A 16440-nucleotide genomic window follows, 5' to 3' on the forward strand; every position below is an offset into this window, starting at 1 on the left:
ATGATGAAGCAGGTGAAGCAGATGAGCAACAGAACATTAATCGAAGAAATCCCTGTCCCGGCCTACGAGGGCAGAAGCGCACTCGTCCGCAAAGGCCAGACGCTCTATATTATCGACGCGGAGGGCAAGCAGGTCGGTGATTTTGTCTGCTTTAATGCCGCTGATCCGGATGAGCATGTCTCCCCTGTTCATATGCGGGCTTCGCTCAGCAGCATCCGCCTGAAGATCGGCGACGGCCTGTACAGTAACCGCCGGCAGCCGCTGATGCAGCTGACCCAGGATACGGTGGGGCGGCATGATTTCTTTTTCCCGGCGTGTGATTATTACCGTTATAAAGTGGATTTCGGGCTGGAGGAGCATCCGAACTGCCATGATAACCTGCAGCAGGCATTGCAGAAATATGGCCTGGGGAACCGCGAGCTGCCCGATCCGATCAACTGGTTCATGAACAATAAGCTCGACGACAATCTCGACTATGTCATTGAAGAGCCGCTCTCGAGGCCCGGTGATTATGTCGCCCTACTCGCTCTGACAGATGTGATCGTCGCCCTCTCCTCCTGCTCGCAAGACCTGGCTCCGGTCAACGGGTTCAAGGTCACGCCGCTTTTGATGCAGATTACCGGTTAAACAGAGTCAGCTTAAGATTCCTCCAGGCTTCATACTTAAGTTCAGCTTGTATAATCGCTTTTGTACAGGAATATCACTTTTGTTCACACCCCCGGAATTCCGGTTTGTGCACGGTTGTCAGCTTGCTGCACTGTTCTGTTCACCCTGTGAAGCTTATACTTAGTACTGTGAACAATACAGATGCAGCCTCGCTGCCGGTACACAGATTGAATTCAGGGGGATGACAATGAGACTGAACAAGCTCAGCAGCCGGAGAGCGCTGTACAGCCGGATATTGGTCAGCATGACGCTTTGCGTATCCTTAACCTTCCTTGCCTCCACCATCATTTATTACAACTACTACATCGGCGTCGAGAAAACCCAGGCCTTCCGCTCTGACCTCAGTAATCTCACCCAGACCAGCAAAGAGGTGGTGAACATGAACGAGGCTGCACAGTCCCTTTCTTTTCAAATTTACCGCAACAGCACCATCTCCAAAATCGTTCTATACGACAAGCCCGACATCTACGACGTCACCGCCGCCATGTCCGAGCTCGGGAATTACTTAAGCTCTATGCCTTACATTGAGTCCATCTATGTCTACAATCCGAAAAGCGCCAAGCTATACCTTGCCTCCTCCCACGGCCAGAACGGTGTGTTTACCGAGCGTGAGCTGGTGGATAAGGGCATTCTCGATATTTTGAACCATTATGAGGAATATAAGCCATTCACCCCGATTCCCCGCGTCTATTCAAACGGCGCCAAGGAGAATGACCAGGTCCGTGCCTATACTTTTCTGTGCTATGACGCCATCGGCTGGGACCGTTCCATTAATTCAGCGGTTATTGTTAACATCTCTGCACCCTGGATCAACAAGGAGATCAATACTCCGGCAAATTCTGAAAGCGCTACCTTTATTCTGTCTGATAACGGATCCTTTCTGTCCGGAAACAGCCTGGAGCAGCAGGAGCTCGGTCCTGAAGAAGCATTGTGGGTGAAGCAGCAGATCAAGGGAGACGCTGAGGGCTATTTTATCGGAACCTTTGCGGGTGTTAATTCACTCATCTCCTACACTGCACCTGACGCATTAAGCTGGCAGTATGTCCGGATCACGCCGTATGACGTCATCACCAGGCAGACGGACAGTATTCGTAATGCCACCCTGCTTATTGCCGCCCTGATCCTCATCGGGGGAGTCGGTTTATCCTGGATCACCTCCAGAACGCTGTATCTGCCGATCAGCCGGATTGTTAAGGAGATGAATATTCTGGAATCCGAGAAAAGGGACAGCATGTTCACGATCAGGCAAAATACAATGCGCGATCTCGTTCTCGGCCTGAAGCCGCTGCAGTCCATTCAGCAAATGGAGAAGCTGAGACAGCTTGGCATCCATTTCACTTTTAATGACGATTACCGGCTGATCCTGCTGCGGATAGATAATTACAGGGAATTAAGGGATGAACGCTCCTCTTACCTGCTGGCTTACAAATTTGCAATTATGAACATTGCCTCGGAAATCTGCGGCCAGACCTACCGGGTCGAAACAGTTGATATGAACGATGACGGCATCCTGGTGCTTCTGAACATCATTGATCCGAGCGAATACACCGATACCGGGCTGATAGAGACGCTCCTGCGCCAGCTTCAGCAGGCCTGTTCCGATTATCTGAAAATCAGCCTCACGCTCACCTACAGCCATATTGACCGGAATGCCCAGCAGCTGCACCAGCTCTATAAGCAGGTGAGAGACGCCTCAAATCACCGCCTGTTTTATGGACACGGGTGTATAATCAGTGCGCAGTCCATAAGTGCGCTTCAGGCTCATACGTACCATTATCCGACGGATAAAGAAAAACGCCTCGCCGATGCGCTGATGTGCGGCAAAGTAGAGGAAGCTATGGAGCATTTCAGCTCCATTATCCGTGAAACGCAGGGCTATCCCTACCATACCGTGCAGCTTGCCGTATCAAGACTCAGTGTGACGATAAAAGAAATCATCAGCACTGTACAGAAACGTAATCGCTTACAAGGTGACGGTACGCCTGCTCTGCCTGCCTTGGATTCCATAGAGACCGTAAACGAGCTGGAGGCTGCCTTCTTTGCCTTGTTCAGTGAGATGCGGGAGCAGCTGTCCGAGAAAAAGAATGCCAAGCAGCATGATCTGATCCGCCTGATTAATCAAAAAATTGAGGATAACTACCGGGAGCCGAATCTCAGCCTCAACCAGATCGCTGATGAGCTGGACATGTCGCCGATCTATATCAGCCGTCTCTACAAGCAGCAGACCCTGAACAGCATAGTTGATGTAATCCTGGAAGTACGGATGCGTGAGGTATGCAGCCTGCTGGAAAATACAGACCTGCCGGTAACCGTCATCGCAGAGCGCTGCGGCTTCACCAGCAGCTCCTATCTGCACAGGATGTTCAAGCGCAGCTTCGGCACGACCCCGAGTGATTACCGGCGTGCCAAGAACGCCTAAAGGCAGCTCTTGGACGCACGCCCCTTTTAGTGTAACGAACGTTATTGCCGTTTAAGTTTACCTGCAGCACAATAAATGGATAGACCATTGGAACGGGGTGACTGGCAGGTGGAAAAGCAGAAGCTGATCCGGATCTTCGACAAGCAGGCTGCCCGGTACGGCAACCAGAGAGAAGATGCGCAGCAAACGCGCTGGCGCCGGCAGCTCATAGGCCATGCCCGCGGCGAAGTCCTTGAACTGGCTGTAGGAGCAGGCGCGAATTTCCCGTTTTATCCTCCGGGCATACAGCTTACCGCTGCAGACTTCAGCGGGGCGATGCTGGAGAAGGCCAGGCAGGCGGCAGCCCACTACCGGATTAACAGCACCTTTATCTGCTCAGACATAGAAGAGCTAAGCTTCCCGGATAATTCTTATGATACCATCGTGTCCACATTATCCTTCTGCAGCTATGACCGCCCGTTACCGGTACTGGAACAACTCAGCCGCTGGTGTAGACCGGGCGGGCAAATCCTGCTCATGGAGCACGGGATCAGCTCCAATCGGGCCCTAGCCCTGGCCCTCAGGTCACTTAACCCCCTGCTCTACCGGATCTACGGCTGCCACCATACCCGTGACATTCTTAGCCTGGTCCGTGAGTCGGGCCTCACCATCAACAAGGTGGAGAGCCACTGGCAGGGCATGGTGCACCTGATCTGGGCCAGTCCTCAAAAGCAATCGTAGATTAGCTGTTTGTCTTTGAGCTGCCCGCCTTCTCTTACAAACATTATCCTCTGCTCAATTTCTGACGCATCTCATACCACCTCCAACCAAGCTCCCCATCCACAGCCAAACCAACTTTTCCTAATCCAGCCTCCAAGTAACCGGAGGCTGGCTTTTCCTGCTACCCCCTCCTCCTGCCCCGGAGGCTGTTGGCTGACGGGCTGCGCTAGTTCGGGTTGTGCTGGTCATTCCACGCTTAAAGCAGCGGAGAAAATAGAATGATTGTGGAACAGCGGCAGCGGCCGCCTTTGTGTCCGGATTTTTACCGCCAAGGTATAATCAGAAAATCTGGACACAACAGCGGGTGGAACAACATTCTATTTTCGGAGCGACCGCTTAAGCCTCTCTCCGGAGCGACCGCTTAAGCAATAATCCCGCACGCACCCGGCAACAAAAAAGCCCCAAAAGCCATAGGCCTTCGGGGCATCCTCCGTTATTTAATTCCTTTTTCCGCCACGTACGCATTCCACTGCTTCGTCCACTCCGCCTGGATCTTTTCCAGGCCGGCTTGTTTGGCCTTCTGCAGGAAGGTATCCAGCCCCTTGTCGATGTCCTCTACAAGTCCGGCCTGCAGCGGGAAGAGGTACTGCTTCTCAACCTGCTCAAGTGCCGCTTTTTCTGCCTGGTAAGAGGAGTAGTCTTCAGCAAAGCCGAGGAACAGGTCCGGCTTCTGGATTTTGTCCAACTCATCGAAGATCGCCTTCACCCCGTCAAAGCCCTGGTCAAACAGCATATACTCCGGATTCCGCCAGGCCCAGCCGTTCATCCCTTCGCGGGAGAAGCCGTTGCTGGTGCTCGTGCCGACCAGCTTGTAATAGCCGTTTTCAACGGTGTAGTTCTTGCCCTCAATACCGTACTGGGTCAGCAGGTTGTAGCGCTTGTCGAGCACCAGCTTCTCATAGAAGGCCAGCGCGCGTTCCGGATTCTTGCTGCTCTTCGGAATCGCAAAACCGTTATGAATCGGATGCACAGGCGTAGCATAACCGGTAGTCAGACCGAACGGGGAATACGCCAGCTCCCACTCGGGATGGGTCGTGCTGATCTTCATCTTCATGTCATTATAGCGGGTCGGGTTATCCCCGAACATGCTGGCCGCTTTGCCGGATGTAATCGGGTCCTGCATCGTATCCTTGATGTTCAGCACGTTTTTAGGAATGAAGCCTTTGTCCGCCCAGCGCTTCATTGTTTTCAGCTCTTCTTTTTGTTCATCCGAGCCCCAGTAGGAATATACCGTAGTCGGGGATTCATACTTCACGCCCATGCCGTAAGGGAGCGCTCCAACCATTTTGTTAAGCTCGGTATAAATGTAGTGGAGATTATTGCCGATATCGCTGTTGAGGGACATAGGCATCAGATCCGGCTCATTCGCGACAATGCCGTCCATGTAAGCCTCATAGCTGGCCAGATCCTTTGGCACCGGCAGATCATATTTCTTGCGCAGATCCTCGCGGTACACAAAGCCGTTAGTTACATACTCCTTGTAAGTGGCAGGTACCGTGTAGATTTTGCCGTCTACCTTTACATCCTCCCACATCGATTCCGGAACGAACTTTTGCAGCTCAGGAGCAGCCTTAGGCAGCAGGTCGTCTATCGCCAGGAAGGCGCCGCGTTTTGCATACGATTGGTATTGGGTCCAGTCCGCCGTAAAAATCAGATCAATCGCCTGCCCGGAGGACAGCAGCAGCTTATATTTCTGATCCCAGTCCGTCCAGCTGGTGTAGTTGAATTTAACGGTGGCGTTCAGCTCTTCCTGCGCCATTTTATTGATCTCGTCCTGGATGATCGGCAGATCCTTTGGCGCGTCACCAAGCATATAGAACTGAAGCTCCACTTTCTTCGACGTATCGATTCCGGTCTCTGCCGGGGCCGCTGTACTGGTGCTTTCTGTTGCCGCAGGAGTAGCCGCATTGCCGCCCTCTCCGCTGTTTGCCCCGTTTGCACTGTTACCGCCATTGTTGTTGCCTCCGCAGCCTGCAAGGAGCGATAAAGCCAGCGCCGCCGTTGTAAGCGTAACCAGAGATCTTCGGCCTGCTTTCTTTGTCATCATGAACCCTCCTAAAAGTTTTGTTCTCCTGATTTACAAACTTCCCTATATGTCAGCCGGACAACAGGCACACCCGTGAGAGCATGCTCCACTATTCGGTTCTAACCTTTTACCGCCCCGATCGTCAAGCCTTTTACGAAATACCGCTGGATAAACGGGTACAGGAACAGAATCGGTCCGGTGACCACAATGGCCATGGCCATCTTGGTGGATTCCGTCGGCAGGTCACTGCCCAGGCTGACCCCGGTGCCCGCGCCCATGTTGGCGATAAACGCCGCAGAGTTGATGACATTGTACAGATGGAACTGCAGCTGATATTTATGCGGATCATTGATGAACAGTGAGGAGGAGAACCAGTCGTTCCAGTACGCCAGAGCGAGAAACAAACCAACTGTAGCGATACCGGGCATCGACAGCTGAATCACAATGCGCCAGTAGATCCGGAAATCGCCGGCCCCGTCGATTTTGGCCGATTCGAACAGCTCCTCGGGAACCGCCGAACGGATGAAGTTTTTCATCAGAATAATCAGGAATGGGGTCATCAGCCCCGGAAAAATCAGCGCCCCGTACGAATCCGTCAGATGCAGGTACTTGGTAATCATGATGTACCAGGGCACCAGCCCGCCGCCGAACAGCGTCGTGAAGTAGATATAGAAGGAGAACGTATTACGGTATTTAAAATCCTTGCGGGCCAGCACATACCCGGCCATTGTCATAAAAAACAGCCCCAGCAGCGTGCCCGTCACCGTCGTAAACAGCGTAACCCCGTAAGCCCGCAGCACCTCGTCCGGGAAGGTGAATACCGTTTTGTAGCCCTCGACCGAAAACTGTGCCGGTATCAGATGATAGCCATCCTTAATGATCGACTCATTGGCCGTCAGGGAGGCGGATATAATCAGCAGGAACGGAATCAGGCAGGCCAGGGAGCAGATAATAATGACCGCGTACGCCAGCCCTTGCAGAAGCCTTGTATAATGATCGTCTTTGATATGCATATGTCTTCACCCCTCCTAGAACAGCGCGTAGTCATCGTTTATTTTGCGGATAATGTAGTTTACGGTCATGATCAGAATGAAGCCGAACAGGGATTGGTAGAGCCCCGCCGCCGTCGCCATCCCGATGTCAAACGTCACCTTGAGTGAACGGAACACATATGTGTCCAGAATATCCGTTGTATTGTAGAGCACCCCGTTATTGCCGATCAGCTGGTAAAAGAGGTCAAACTGCCCCTTCATAATACTGCCGAGCGAGAACAGCAGCAGCACCACGAAGGTCGACTTCAGCATCGGCACCGTGATATACCAGATCCGCTGGAAAATATGCGCACCGTCGATTTTGGCTGCCTCGTAGTATTCATCGCTGATTCCGGTAATGGCGGCGAGGTAGATAACCATGCTGTAGCCGAGATTTTTCCACAGGTAAAAAAGAATGATCAGGAAAATCCACACCAGCGGCTTATTGTACACATCGACCGGACCCGCTCCGAACCTGGCCAGCAGCGTATTTAGGAAACCGCTATCATAATTGAATACGTTGTAGACGATAACACTCAGGATAACGAAGGATACAAAGTACGGCAGAAACATGATTGACTGGGTCAGCTTTTTGAACCATTTGACGCGCAGCTCACTGAGCAGGATTGCACAGACAATCGCCAGAACGTTGCCCAGCAGGATAAAAGCCAGATTGTAGCCGATTGTATTCAGGGTGAGCTTCACCAGCGTGCCGGATTTCCATAAGAACTCGAAGTTCTTGAACCCGACGAACGGTGCATCGAACAGCCCGGAATTGAAGTCAAACTGGGTGAACGCATAATAGACGCCTACCATCGGAAAATACGAATTTACTAGGAAAAACAGCAATGTCGGGAGCAGCATCAGGAATAACACCCGGTTATGGATCAGCTCGTGCAGAAAGCCCTTCTTTTTCTTCTTTATGGTACCAGCCCCCAGCGGTGAAGCCGCCGGAGTGCCTCCCTGTAAAGGGAGCTCTATGGCCAGCGGTGTTCCGGTCTTGCGTTTGCTCTGTCTCAAAGCCCTCACTCTCCTATGCCTGTATATGCCCCAAGTATAGAAAAGCCCCGTCCGCCCGGACAGTAGCCGTTCAAGGTATTCCTGCATTATGTTGCGGTTCCGCGGGTGAACTTTTACAACTTTTGTGCAGGATCACAGGATAATGGCCTATATACGCACGCCAAAAAGCCCCGGCCTCGCTTCCGCAGAAGAAAGCACCGGGGTAAATATTAGATTTACTTATTTAAAAAGAAGCCTCTGCCGCCTTGCACTGGACAGCCTGCCGGCCTCCATCCTGCGACTCTGCCGCATACAGCACCTTCCGCCCGCGCCAGCGCCGCAGCACCAAGAGCCCTCTCGCCGCTTCATCGGCGATCATGCAGCAGTAAATGCCGACCAGCCCCCAGCCCCAGCTGATTCCGAGCAGGTAAGAGCCGCCGATTCCGATTACTGTCATGCAGATCAGCGAGATTGTCATCGTATAGCGGGTATCGCCGATGGCGTTAAGTGCGTTGCCCATGGCCATATTAAGCATTTTGCACGGCTGCAGCAGCAGGTTCAGCGCCAGCAGTGCCACGCCGATGGAGATGATCTCCCCGTCCACCGTAAACATTCCAAGCAGCGTTTTGCCAAAAGCGAACAGCAGCACCACATTCGCACTGACAATCGCCAGTCCGATATAAAGCGTCCGAAAGGCGCTGCGGTAGACCTCGGACAGCTGGCGTGCGCCGAACAGAGTGGCAATCCGGATCTGGCCTGCCATGGCTACCGCATAGCCCAGGGTGAAGCAGAAGGATTCCAGCGTGTTCAGATAAGTGCGTGCCGCCAGCTCCTTTGCCCCCAGCATAGCCAGAAAGGAGTAAATCGCCAGCTGCGAGACTACCCAGGCAGAAGAATTCAGCCCCAGCGGCCAGCTGATCTTCACAATCTCCCCGAACAGCTTCCGCTTGAAGGTAGCGAAGTCCCGCAGCCTGATTCTGCGTTCAAAGGCGCCGCAGAACATCACCAGCAAGACTATCGCGCCAAGCCCTCTGCTGATTACATTGGAAATGGCGATTCCGCCAAGTCCCAGCTGCGGCAGTCCGAACATGCCAAAGATAAAAATATAATTCAGAATAATGTGGATCACATTGACTGCAACCCCTGTATACATCGGCCCCCGGGTATTACCCGTATTACGGATAGCCGAGCCCAGGGAAGCGGTCAGTCCGACCAGAAATAATCCGCCGCCGACATAGGTCAGATAAACATGAGCAAGCGGGATCAGTGCTCCAGAAATGTTCAGCGCACCGCCAATCGGATCGGCGAACAGAAACATAATGATGCTGACGATAAGTCCCAGCACCGTACTTGCTGTAACCCCCATTATTGCTATGGCTCGCGCATCCTCCTGCCGTCCTGATCCGAGCCGCTGGGCAATCAGAATGCCCGCCCCGCCGGCAAAGGTGGTGAACAATGTCGTCAGCGCCCCGAACAGCTGGTTCGATATCCCGACGACCGCCACCGCATCATCCGAAATGCGGCTGACCATAATGGTATCCACGGTTCCCAGCAGCGTCTGCAGAAAAATCTCAATAAATATCGGCCAGGCCAGCACCCAGAGCCCGACATTCCCTGTCTTCAATTTCACGTTGGGTTTCACTAAATGAACTCCCCCTCATCCTGCTGCACTCTTAGATAGTATCCTTGTAACCTGCCTGCAGATTACCTTGCTAGGAGTAAATTATAGGTGATATACTCTGGGAAATGTACCAAATTCCCAACCTAAACTTTCAATTTCTAAACCTGATCCGCAGGAGGATGCCATGAGTCTGCTTCAATTCTCCAGCCCGCCGCTGCCGCATTACATTATCAGCGGATTCACAAATTTTTCGCAGGGCTTCCGTCATGTGAACCGCCATAACATCAAAGTGTTCGACCTGCTGGTCGTCCGGGAGGGCTGCCTCTATCTTGGCGAAGAGGACAGAACCTATGAAGTCCGGGCAGGAGAAGCACTGATTCTCCGTCCGGACTGCCATCATTACGGGACCGCAGATTGCCGTGAGGACGGCTCCTACTACTGGCTCCACTTTCAGACCCCGGGTCCGTGGTGCTCTGTAAGCTGTCATGCTGAAGCCCCCCGTGAACGGGATACCACGGAGGAGTCGGCCCATTACAGCTTGTATAATGCCCGTACCTTTAGCCTCCGGCTGTCGCAGTATATGACGCTGCTGCAGCCGGCCAGGATGGAGGAGCTGCTCGCCCAGCTTGAGCTCCTTAAGGTTAACGCCCACCTGGATGCCGTCCGCTTCAAGCAGCAGATGCTGTTCCAGGAGGTGCTGCAACAGCTCTCCGCCTCCGTGCACCGTGAGCGGTCCGCGTCTCAATCGACCGCCTGTGCGGAGCAGGCGGCCTCCTTCCTCCGCGCCCACTACCGCGAGGAGATCACCACCGGCATGCTGGGCGACTGCCTCAACTTCCATCCGGTATACATCGCCCGCTGCATGAACCGGGAGTATGGCTGCTCGCCGATGGAATACCTGCTCCGCTACCGGATCGAGCAGAGCAAGCTGCTGCTGATGCAGACCAGCTTTCCCATTGCCCGGATCGCCGAGGAGGTCGGCTTCAATCAGGCGCCTTACTTCAGCTCCAGCTTCATGAAGCTAGAGGGCATTTCGCCGCGCCAGTACCGGCAGCGGTTCTCTTGAACCGCAATACAGCCCCTGCATCTCCGGAATCCACTCCGGGAGATACAGGGGCTGTTTTTAACAGATCAGCTTCACCACTGTTCTATGTTTAGCCTTTTACCACCGCATACTTCTCTTTATACTGCTCCAGCGTTACCACTTCGCCAAAGATCCCGATGTCGCGCAGCCCCGACTGATGCATCTCCTCATCCTTAGAGGCGCAGCAATCGCTGATGCACACTACCTTGTACGTGTGATACATCGCATCCGACGCCGTCGAGCGGACACAGACATTGGTCCATACGCCGGTGACAGCTACCGTGTCGATCCCCTCTTCCCGCAGGAACAGATCCATATCCGTGTAGCTGAACGCGCTATGGCGTCTCTTTTGCACCACATAGTCGCCCTTCGACTCATCCGGTGTAAGCTCGGCGATGAAATCGGATCCCCAGCTGCCTTTGATGGCGTGAACCGGGCGGACGCGGAAATCAGCATCGTTTTTGCGGTGCGCTTCCTGCACGAAGATCACCTGGATCTCATTTTCGTGGCTGAAGGCTATCAGGTCCTGCAGCGCAGGTACGATCCCCGCTCCATTCGGGCAAGTCAGCGCTCCGTCCGGATGAATAAAATCATTTAACATATCTATGATCACTATTGCATGTTTTCCCATATTAATCACTTTCCTTTCGGATTAGTATTTCAGCAGGCGCGGAAGCTCGCTGATCATCTGGCGTTTCACATATTCCCCGTGACCCGGCTTGCCGACAACACCCAGTGCCTCGTCGTATACAAGCGTGCCGCGGACGATGGTTTTATCAACCTTGCCTTTAAGCTTCATCCCGTGGAACGGTGTATATTTCGGCTTGCAGTGCATCTGGTCTTTATCCAGCGTCCATTCTTTCTCCAGATCTACAATGGTGAAGTCAGCGTCCGTACCGATCTCTAGCGCACCTTTTTTCGGATACAGGCCGTAGTGGACTGCCGGATTTGTGCACAGCAGCTCTACCAGCCGGGACAGGCTCAGTCTGCCTTTGTTATAGCCTTCGCTGATCATTATCGGCACCAGTGTTTCTACCCCCGGAATTCCCGGAAAAGAAGTCCAGACATCCATCCCCGGCGCATCCTTCTCAGTGGCAATTTCATACGGGGCATGGTCAGTAGCCATGAAATCGATCGTTCCATCCGCCAGCCCCTGCCACAGCACTTCATTATCCTTTGCCGTACGCAGCGGCGGTGCAATCTTCGCGAACGTACCGAACTCGGTCATTGCGTCTACCGCATTCAGCGTCAGGTAATGCGGACAGGATTCCGCAGTCACCTTAGTTCCCTTGAGCTTGGCTTCACGGATCAGCTCGTTGCCTGCTCCTGTGCTCATGTGCACAATATGCAGCCGGGCGCCCGTCTCTTCAGCGAAGCTGATACCGAGCTGGATCGCCGCTTTTTCCGCGAGCGCCATACGCGCTTCTGCCCAGGCCGGGTAGTCCAGACGTCCTTCACCCTTCAGCTTATTAGTGAAATAATCGCAGATGGCAAAGTTCTCGGCATGAATGCCGATCGGCAGCCCCGTAGGCGATACAGCGGCAAAAGCCTCCAGCATCTCCGGATCGGTCACACGCGGATAGCTCGGTACCGATGGCGTCATATATACTTTAAAGGCAACTACCCCATTAGCTACCTGCTCACTGATAATCTCCGGCAGCACGTTGTTGCGCACGTCTTCACCCGTAATACCGCCCCACATCGCGTAATCGACAATCCCTTTGCCTTCTAGCGCGTTCAGCTTGTTAAACAGGTTATCCGCTGAACGTACTGACGGAACGCTGCAGCAAGGCATATCTACAATCATCGTAACCCCGCCGGCTGCGGCACTGGCCGTTCCGGTCACGAAATCCTCACGGTGCGTAAACCCCGGATCATTAAAATGCGTATGCGAATCAATAACGCCCGGCAGCACCAGCTTGCCCCCGGCATCTATGACCTCGGCCGCATCCGCCTCAATATCCTTGGCAAAACCCACGATTACACCATTGTTCACCAGAATGTCTGTCAGCACCTGTCTGTCGCCTTGCGGAATGTTGGCATTTTTAATGATCAGATCATAACTCATGAATACGCACCTCTTCTTCAAGTTTATAGGGTAATCCGTTAGACTGTACTAACATCACGGCTCTTTAAAATCTGCGCACAACAAATAAACCCCAGGTCACAAAAGGTACAGGGCAGACACCATACATGCGCCGGGCATAATTGCCTAACACAGAACAGTAAATCCTTTTTCCTGCACCTCTTGTAGCCTGGGGCAATTTACGGTCGCCTGGTCGAAACGCTCAAACCGATTAATGAGCTTATACAAGAGCTTATTCTGTTAGTACATCCAGGAAGGTTATTCAAGCAAATGTTATGTTTAGTAACGTAATTAACTTGAATTCCCTTTCTTAATTACCCTAATCATATCACCAGATGGATTATCGTCAAGATATCTGAGTCGTTCGTCATTAAAAAGCCAATTTATATGTTATATTACCTAACAAATCAAGCTTTTCCCGGTATATTTCCAAGCATATCAGCGACATTCATCACGTTCTGGAATTAATTGTTTTCTGCCTTTGCCTGCTCCTCCAGCGAAGCAAAATAAGCAATCTTATGCTCCACCTTCTCCGCAAAGGTCTGAAAAAATTTGATCTTCTCATCAATATGCACTTTGTGCTCCTGCAGCAGTCTGCGCTGCTCGGGTAGTGAGCTATGCCCTTCCTTAGAGAGCGAGATGAACTGTTTAATATCGGCAATCGGCATCCCGGTGTCCTTCAGACAGCAGATCAGCGAAATCAGCTCCAGATCCTCATCATGGAAACAACGGTTTCCGTGCTCGTCCCGGGATACTTCAGGCAGTACACCCTCTCTTTCGTAATAACGCAGTGTATATTGGCTCAGTCCGCTTTTTTGTGCTATTGTCTTTATGCTGTATCCCAAGATTGCAGCTCCCTTCTGCCGTAAGGCTACGGCCCATCTCTAAGGTAACACCATTTCTCTGCGATTAAAAGCGCTCCAAAAATCTGTTTGACTTACACTTAACTCTAAGGTCTACACTGAATGAGGAACCTTACAAATGAGGAGTGAATGTACAGTGGTAAAAAAAATCAAAGCAGGCAGCAGCCAGCTTGAGGTAGCACAAATTTCGCTCGGGTGCATGCGGATTACCGAGCTTTCACCGCAGGAAGCGGATGTCCATATTCACAGTGCAATTGAAGCTGGAATCGACTTTTTTGACCATGCGGATATCTATGCCGGCGGTAAAGCTGAAGAGGTGTTTGGAGATGTCGTGGCGGCCAGCCCCGGTATGCGTGAACAGCTGATGATCCAGACCAAATGCGGAATCCGTCACGGGTTCTTCGACTTTTCCAAGGAGCATATTGTACAGTCGGTTGAGAACAGCCTGAAGCGGCTGAAGACCGATTATGTAGATGTACTGCTGCTGCACCGTCCGGATACCCTGATGGAGCCTGAGGAGGTCGCTGAAGCCTTTGATTACCTGGAGCAAAAAGGCATGGTCAAGCACTTTGGTGTCAGCAACCTGAACCCGCTGCAAATCGAGCTGCTCAAAAAGAATGTTAAGCAGCCCCTGCTCTTCAATCAGCTGCAGCTTAGCATCATGGTGTCCGGAATGATTGATGCCGGCTTCAATGTGAATATGACCAACTCCGCTTCTGTAGTGCATGATGGCGGCATTCTGGAGTACAGCCGTCTGCACGACATGACAATTCAGCCTTGGTCCCCATTCCAGTACGGCTTCTTTGAAGGCGTATTCCTGGGGAATGACAAATTCCCTGAGCTGAATGAAGTAATCGACCGTTTGGCAGCTGAAAAAGGAGTCGCTGACACCGCAATCGCCATCGCCTGGCTGTTAAGACATCCCGCCAGCATGCAGCCGATTGTCGGAACAACCAATACACAGCGCCTGCTCGACATTGCCAAGGCCTCAGACATTACCCTGACCCGTCAGGAATGGTACGAAATTTACCGTGCCGCCGGCAACAAGCTGCCTTAAGCAGCGGACAAGCCCCTTTAGCACCCCTATAAATAAAAATAAGAGTACTCTTACCAGCCCCGGGGCAGGTGGAGTACTCTTTGCTTTGCTCCATTTTAACGGCAGTGACAGAATGCTTTGACAGCCTGCGGTCCAATACGCTATTTTTAACTCATTATTCAATAGGAGAACGGAGCCTGATAATGGGACTACATTATATAGGATTTATACTGCCGCTTTTAATTTTGCTTCCGAATCTGCTGTTTATCTTTTTTGCTCCGCGTTATGTCCCGTCATCAGTCACTGCTCCGCCTGTAATCTTTACTATATTGGAACGGGCCGGTCAGATTAGCTGCTTTACTTTGCCCATCCTGTTTGGACACAGAATTGCTGTTCAGCCCGTAACCTCTTTAAGCTGGTTAATGTTAATCTGCTTAATCTTTTATTATATGTGCTGGGTACGCTACTACTGTTCCGGCAGAGCATTCAGCATGTTATATAAACCGCTGGGCCCGCTTCATTTACCTTTGGCCATATTCCCGGTTCTGTATTTCAGTCTGCTGGCATTATGGATGAATTCTCTTCTCTTTGCTGCAGCTGCCGTAGTCTTTGCCATTGGACATCTTACTGTAAGCTGGAACACCTATAAACAGATCAGATAAAACAAAGTACTTCATGGATCTTCAACCTGGCTCTACAACCAGCTCGAAACTATAATTGGTTAATGAATTATCCCCTGGTCCTATGCCAAATTCGTTAAAAACCTTAAAACCGTTCTTGCAATAAAACTTTTTGTTCAGTTCGGTGTGGGTAACGAGTGTAATCCGGCCGCCCCCATGCTCACTGATAAAAGGGAACAGAAACGCATTAAACAATGTACTCCCCAGATTTTTTCCCTGATGGCCCTTCGCAACGGCAAAGGAATCAATGTACCAGCTCTCCTTCCAGTAACGATTACAAGCCTCCTTCATTTTATCCAGAGTCTTCAGTATATGAAAAATTCGCTTAATGCCAATCTGACCCGCCAGTGTTAGCCCTCCATTAAACAAATACTGAACAAAGCCAGGCCCCTTTGCCCCGCTTTTCTTCAACAAAACAGCAGAAACAATTTTCCCATTCATGATTCCTACAAAGCATGCATTTTGCTGATAATACGATTTTGTATTAGTATAATTAAGTCTAAACAAGTGATCCTTGTAGTCCCTGCCCTTTGGTAAGATAAGCGAAAACAACGGATACTCTAAAAAGGATTCAGTAAACAAGGTAGCGACTTCACGCAACTCCTCTTTTTTAGCCAAACGAAATGACTTCATACGAACCTCCTTTACCTTTATTGTTTTTCTTATTGTAATAAGCAGTCACATAATAAAATATAGTCAATTCTTTTGATTTGTTTATTAATGAACAGGTGGAAGCTAATTGTACAGAAACGGGGTTAATTGTGGGAGATAGACGATCTATTCGAACAAAAGCATCGATTAAACAAGCATTTTTGACCTTGTTAAATACTAAGGTTATTTCTAAAATAACCGTTTCGGAAATCTCGGAGCTTGCTGATATCGGCAGAGGTACTTTTTATTTGCATTATCAGGACATCTACGATTTATATAATGAAATTGAAGCAGAGATGTTTGATCAGTTAAATCAGTTTTATGATGATTCCTTTCCCATCAAGGAGCATCATGATATTATGCATTTTATAAATAAACTTACGGATTATATTTATCAAAACAAAACGCTGTTTAACATGCTTACCAATCCGGAAGACAAATTATTAACCTCCGATAAATTTAAGCAGTTTTTCAAAATGAAGATTTTGCAGGAAATGCTTATGGACAACAAAAATAGGG

14 protein-coding genes and 1 riboswitch (1 of these 15 running past the window's edge) are annotated in these 16440 nt (G+C 51.0%); of the genes, 6 read left to right on the forward strand and 8 right to left on the reverse strand.

Translation table 11 applies throughout. The features are described 5' to 3' along the window. Positions 1 to 21: 21 nt before the first annotated feature. The 3 genes from AC4G46_RS27840 to AC4G46_RS27850 all read left to right on the forward strand — a co-directional run bounded on the left by AC4G46_RS27840 (position 22) and on the right by AC4G46_RS27850 (position 3805). Complete coding sequence (locus AC4G46_RS27840; protein WP_491125552.1) at positions 22 to 627, forward strand: DUF1989 domain-containing protein; 606 nt, start codon at positions 22 to 24, stop codon at positions 625 to 627. A gap of 226 nt (positions 628 to 853) precedes the next feature. Then, entirely contained in the window at positions 854 to 3085 is a 2232-nt protein-coding gene (locus tag AC4G46_RS27845) for an AraC family transcriptional regulator (protein ID WP_491125553.1), read from the forward strand. Between the two features lie 75 nt (positions 3086 to 3160). Next, positions 3161 to 3805 carry a class I SAM-dependent methyltransferase gene (locus AC4G46_RS27850; RefSeq protein WP_491125554.1) on the forward strand — a complete coding sequence of 215 codons (645 nt, stop codon included), beginning with the start codon at positions 3161 to 3163 and terminating at the stop codon, positions 3803 to 3805. A gap of 472 nt (positions 3806 to 4277) precedes the next feature. Here AC4G46_RS27850 and AC4G46_RS27855 read toward each other — a convergent pair whose 3' ends face one another. From AC4G46_RS27855 to AC4G46_RS27870, 4 genes are all read right to left on the reverse strand, one after another. Further along, the gene (locus AC4G46_RS27855; RefSeq protein ID WP_491125555.1) at positions 4278 to 5888 is read right to left on the reverse strand and encodes an extracellular solute-binding protein; all 1611 of its coding nucleotides are present in this window, start codon (positions 5886 to 5888) and stop codon (positions 4278 to 4280) included. Positions 5889 to 5989: 101 nt separating this feature from the next. Next, positions 5990 to 6883 (reverse strand): carbohydrate ABC transporter permease, encoded by an 894-nt coding sequence (locus AC4G46_RS27860; RefSeq protein ID WP_491125556.1) that lies wholly within the window; start codon positions 6881 to 6883, stop codon positions 5990 to 5992. A 15-nt stretch (positions 6884 to 6898) separates the two neighbouring features. Continuing rightward, positions 6899 to 7921, reverse strand: coding sequence for an ABC transporter permease (locus AC4G46_RS27865; RefSeq protein ID WP_491125557.1), 1023 nt, complete (start codon positions 7919 to 7921; stop codon positions 6899 to 6901). Positions 7922 to 8144: 223 nt separating this feature from the next. Beyond that, positions 8145 to 9542 carry an MATE family efflux transporter gene (locus AC4G46_RS27870; RefSeq protein ID WP_491125558.1) on the reverse strand — a complete coding sequence of 466 codons (1398 nt, stop codon included), beginning with the start codon at positions 9540 to 9542 and terminating at the stop codon, positions 8145 to 8147. A 163-nt stretch (positions 9543 to 9705) separates the two neighbouring features. On the opposite strand from AC4G46_RS27870, the gene AC4G46_RS27875 reads away from it, so the two are divergent. Then, a complete protein-coding gene (locus AC4G46_RS27875) occupies positions 9706 to 10587 on the forward strand; it encodes an AraC family transcriptional regulator (RefSeq protein ID WP_491125559.1) in 882 nt (293 codons plus the stop codon). 88 nt (positions 10588 to 10675) lie between these two features. Here the strand turns inward: AC4G46_RS27875 and AC4G46_RS27880 are convergent, their stop codons facing one another. From AC4G46_RS27880 to AC4G46_RS27890, 3 genes are all read right to left on the reverse strand, one after another. Next, positions 10676 to 11236 (reverse strand): cysteine hydrolase family protein, encoded by a 561-nt coding sequence (locus tag AC4G46_RS27880; RefSeq protein ID WP_090718888.1) that lies wholly within the window; start codon positions 11234 to 11236, stop codon positions 10676 to 10678. Positions 11237 to 11257: 21 nt separating this feature from the next. Continuing rightward, positions 11258 to 12673, reverse strand: coding sequence for an allantoinase AllB (allB, locus tag AC4G46_RS27885; RefSeq protein ID WP_491125560.1), 1416 nt, complete (start codon positions 12671 to 12673; stop codon positions 11258 to 11260). 163 nt (positions 12674 to 12836) lie between these two features. Then, a riboswitch (purine riboswitch) is annotated at positions 12837 to 12939 on the reverse strand. Positions 12940 to 13155: 216 nt separating this feature from the next. Next, a complete protein-coding gene (locus AC4G46_RS27890; protein WP_491125561.1) occupies positions 13156 to 13536 on the reverse strand; it encodes a MerR family transcriptional regulator in 381 nt (126 codons plus the stop codon). A 136-nt stretch (positions 13537 to 13672) separates the two neighbouring features. Between AC4G46_RS27890 and AC4G46_RS27895 the strand changes: the two genes are divergently transcribed. After that, the gene (locus AC4G46_RS27895; RefSeq protein WP_491125562.1) at positions 13673 to 14611 is read left to right on the forward strand and encodes an aldo/keto reductase; all 939 of its coding nucleotides are present in this window, start codon (positions 13673 to 13675) and stop codon (positions 14609 to 14611) included. Positions 14612 to 15273: 662 nt separating this feature from the next. On the opposite strand, the gene AC4G46_RS27900 is transcribed toward AC4G46_RS27895, so the two are convergent. Continuing rightward, positions 15274 to 15903, reverse strand: coding sequence for a GNAT family N-acetyltransferase (locus AC4G46_RS27900; RefSeq protein ID WP_491125563.1), 630 nt, complete (start codon positions 15901 to 15903; stop codon positions 15274 to 15276). Between the two features lie 77 nt (positions 15904 to 15980). Here AC4G46_RS27900 and AC4G46_RS27905 point away from each other — a divergent pair, with 77 nt between their 5' ends. Further along, positions 15981 to 16440 carry the 5' portion of a TetR/AcrR family transcriptional regulator gene (locus AC4G46_RS27905; protein ID WP_491125564.1) on the forward strand. The gene runs 152 nt beyond the window's last position, so the window shows 460 of its 612 coding nt (coding positions 1-460); the start codon lies at positions 15981 to 15983; its stop codon lies off the right edge, out of view.

The organism is Paenibacillus sp. fava2, from assembly GCF_058313675.1.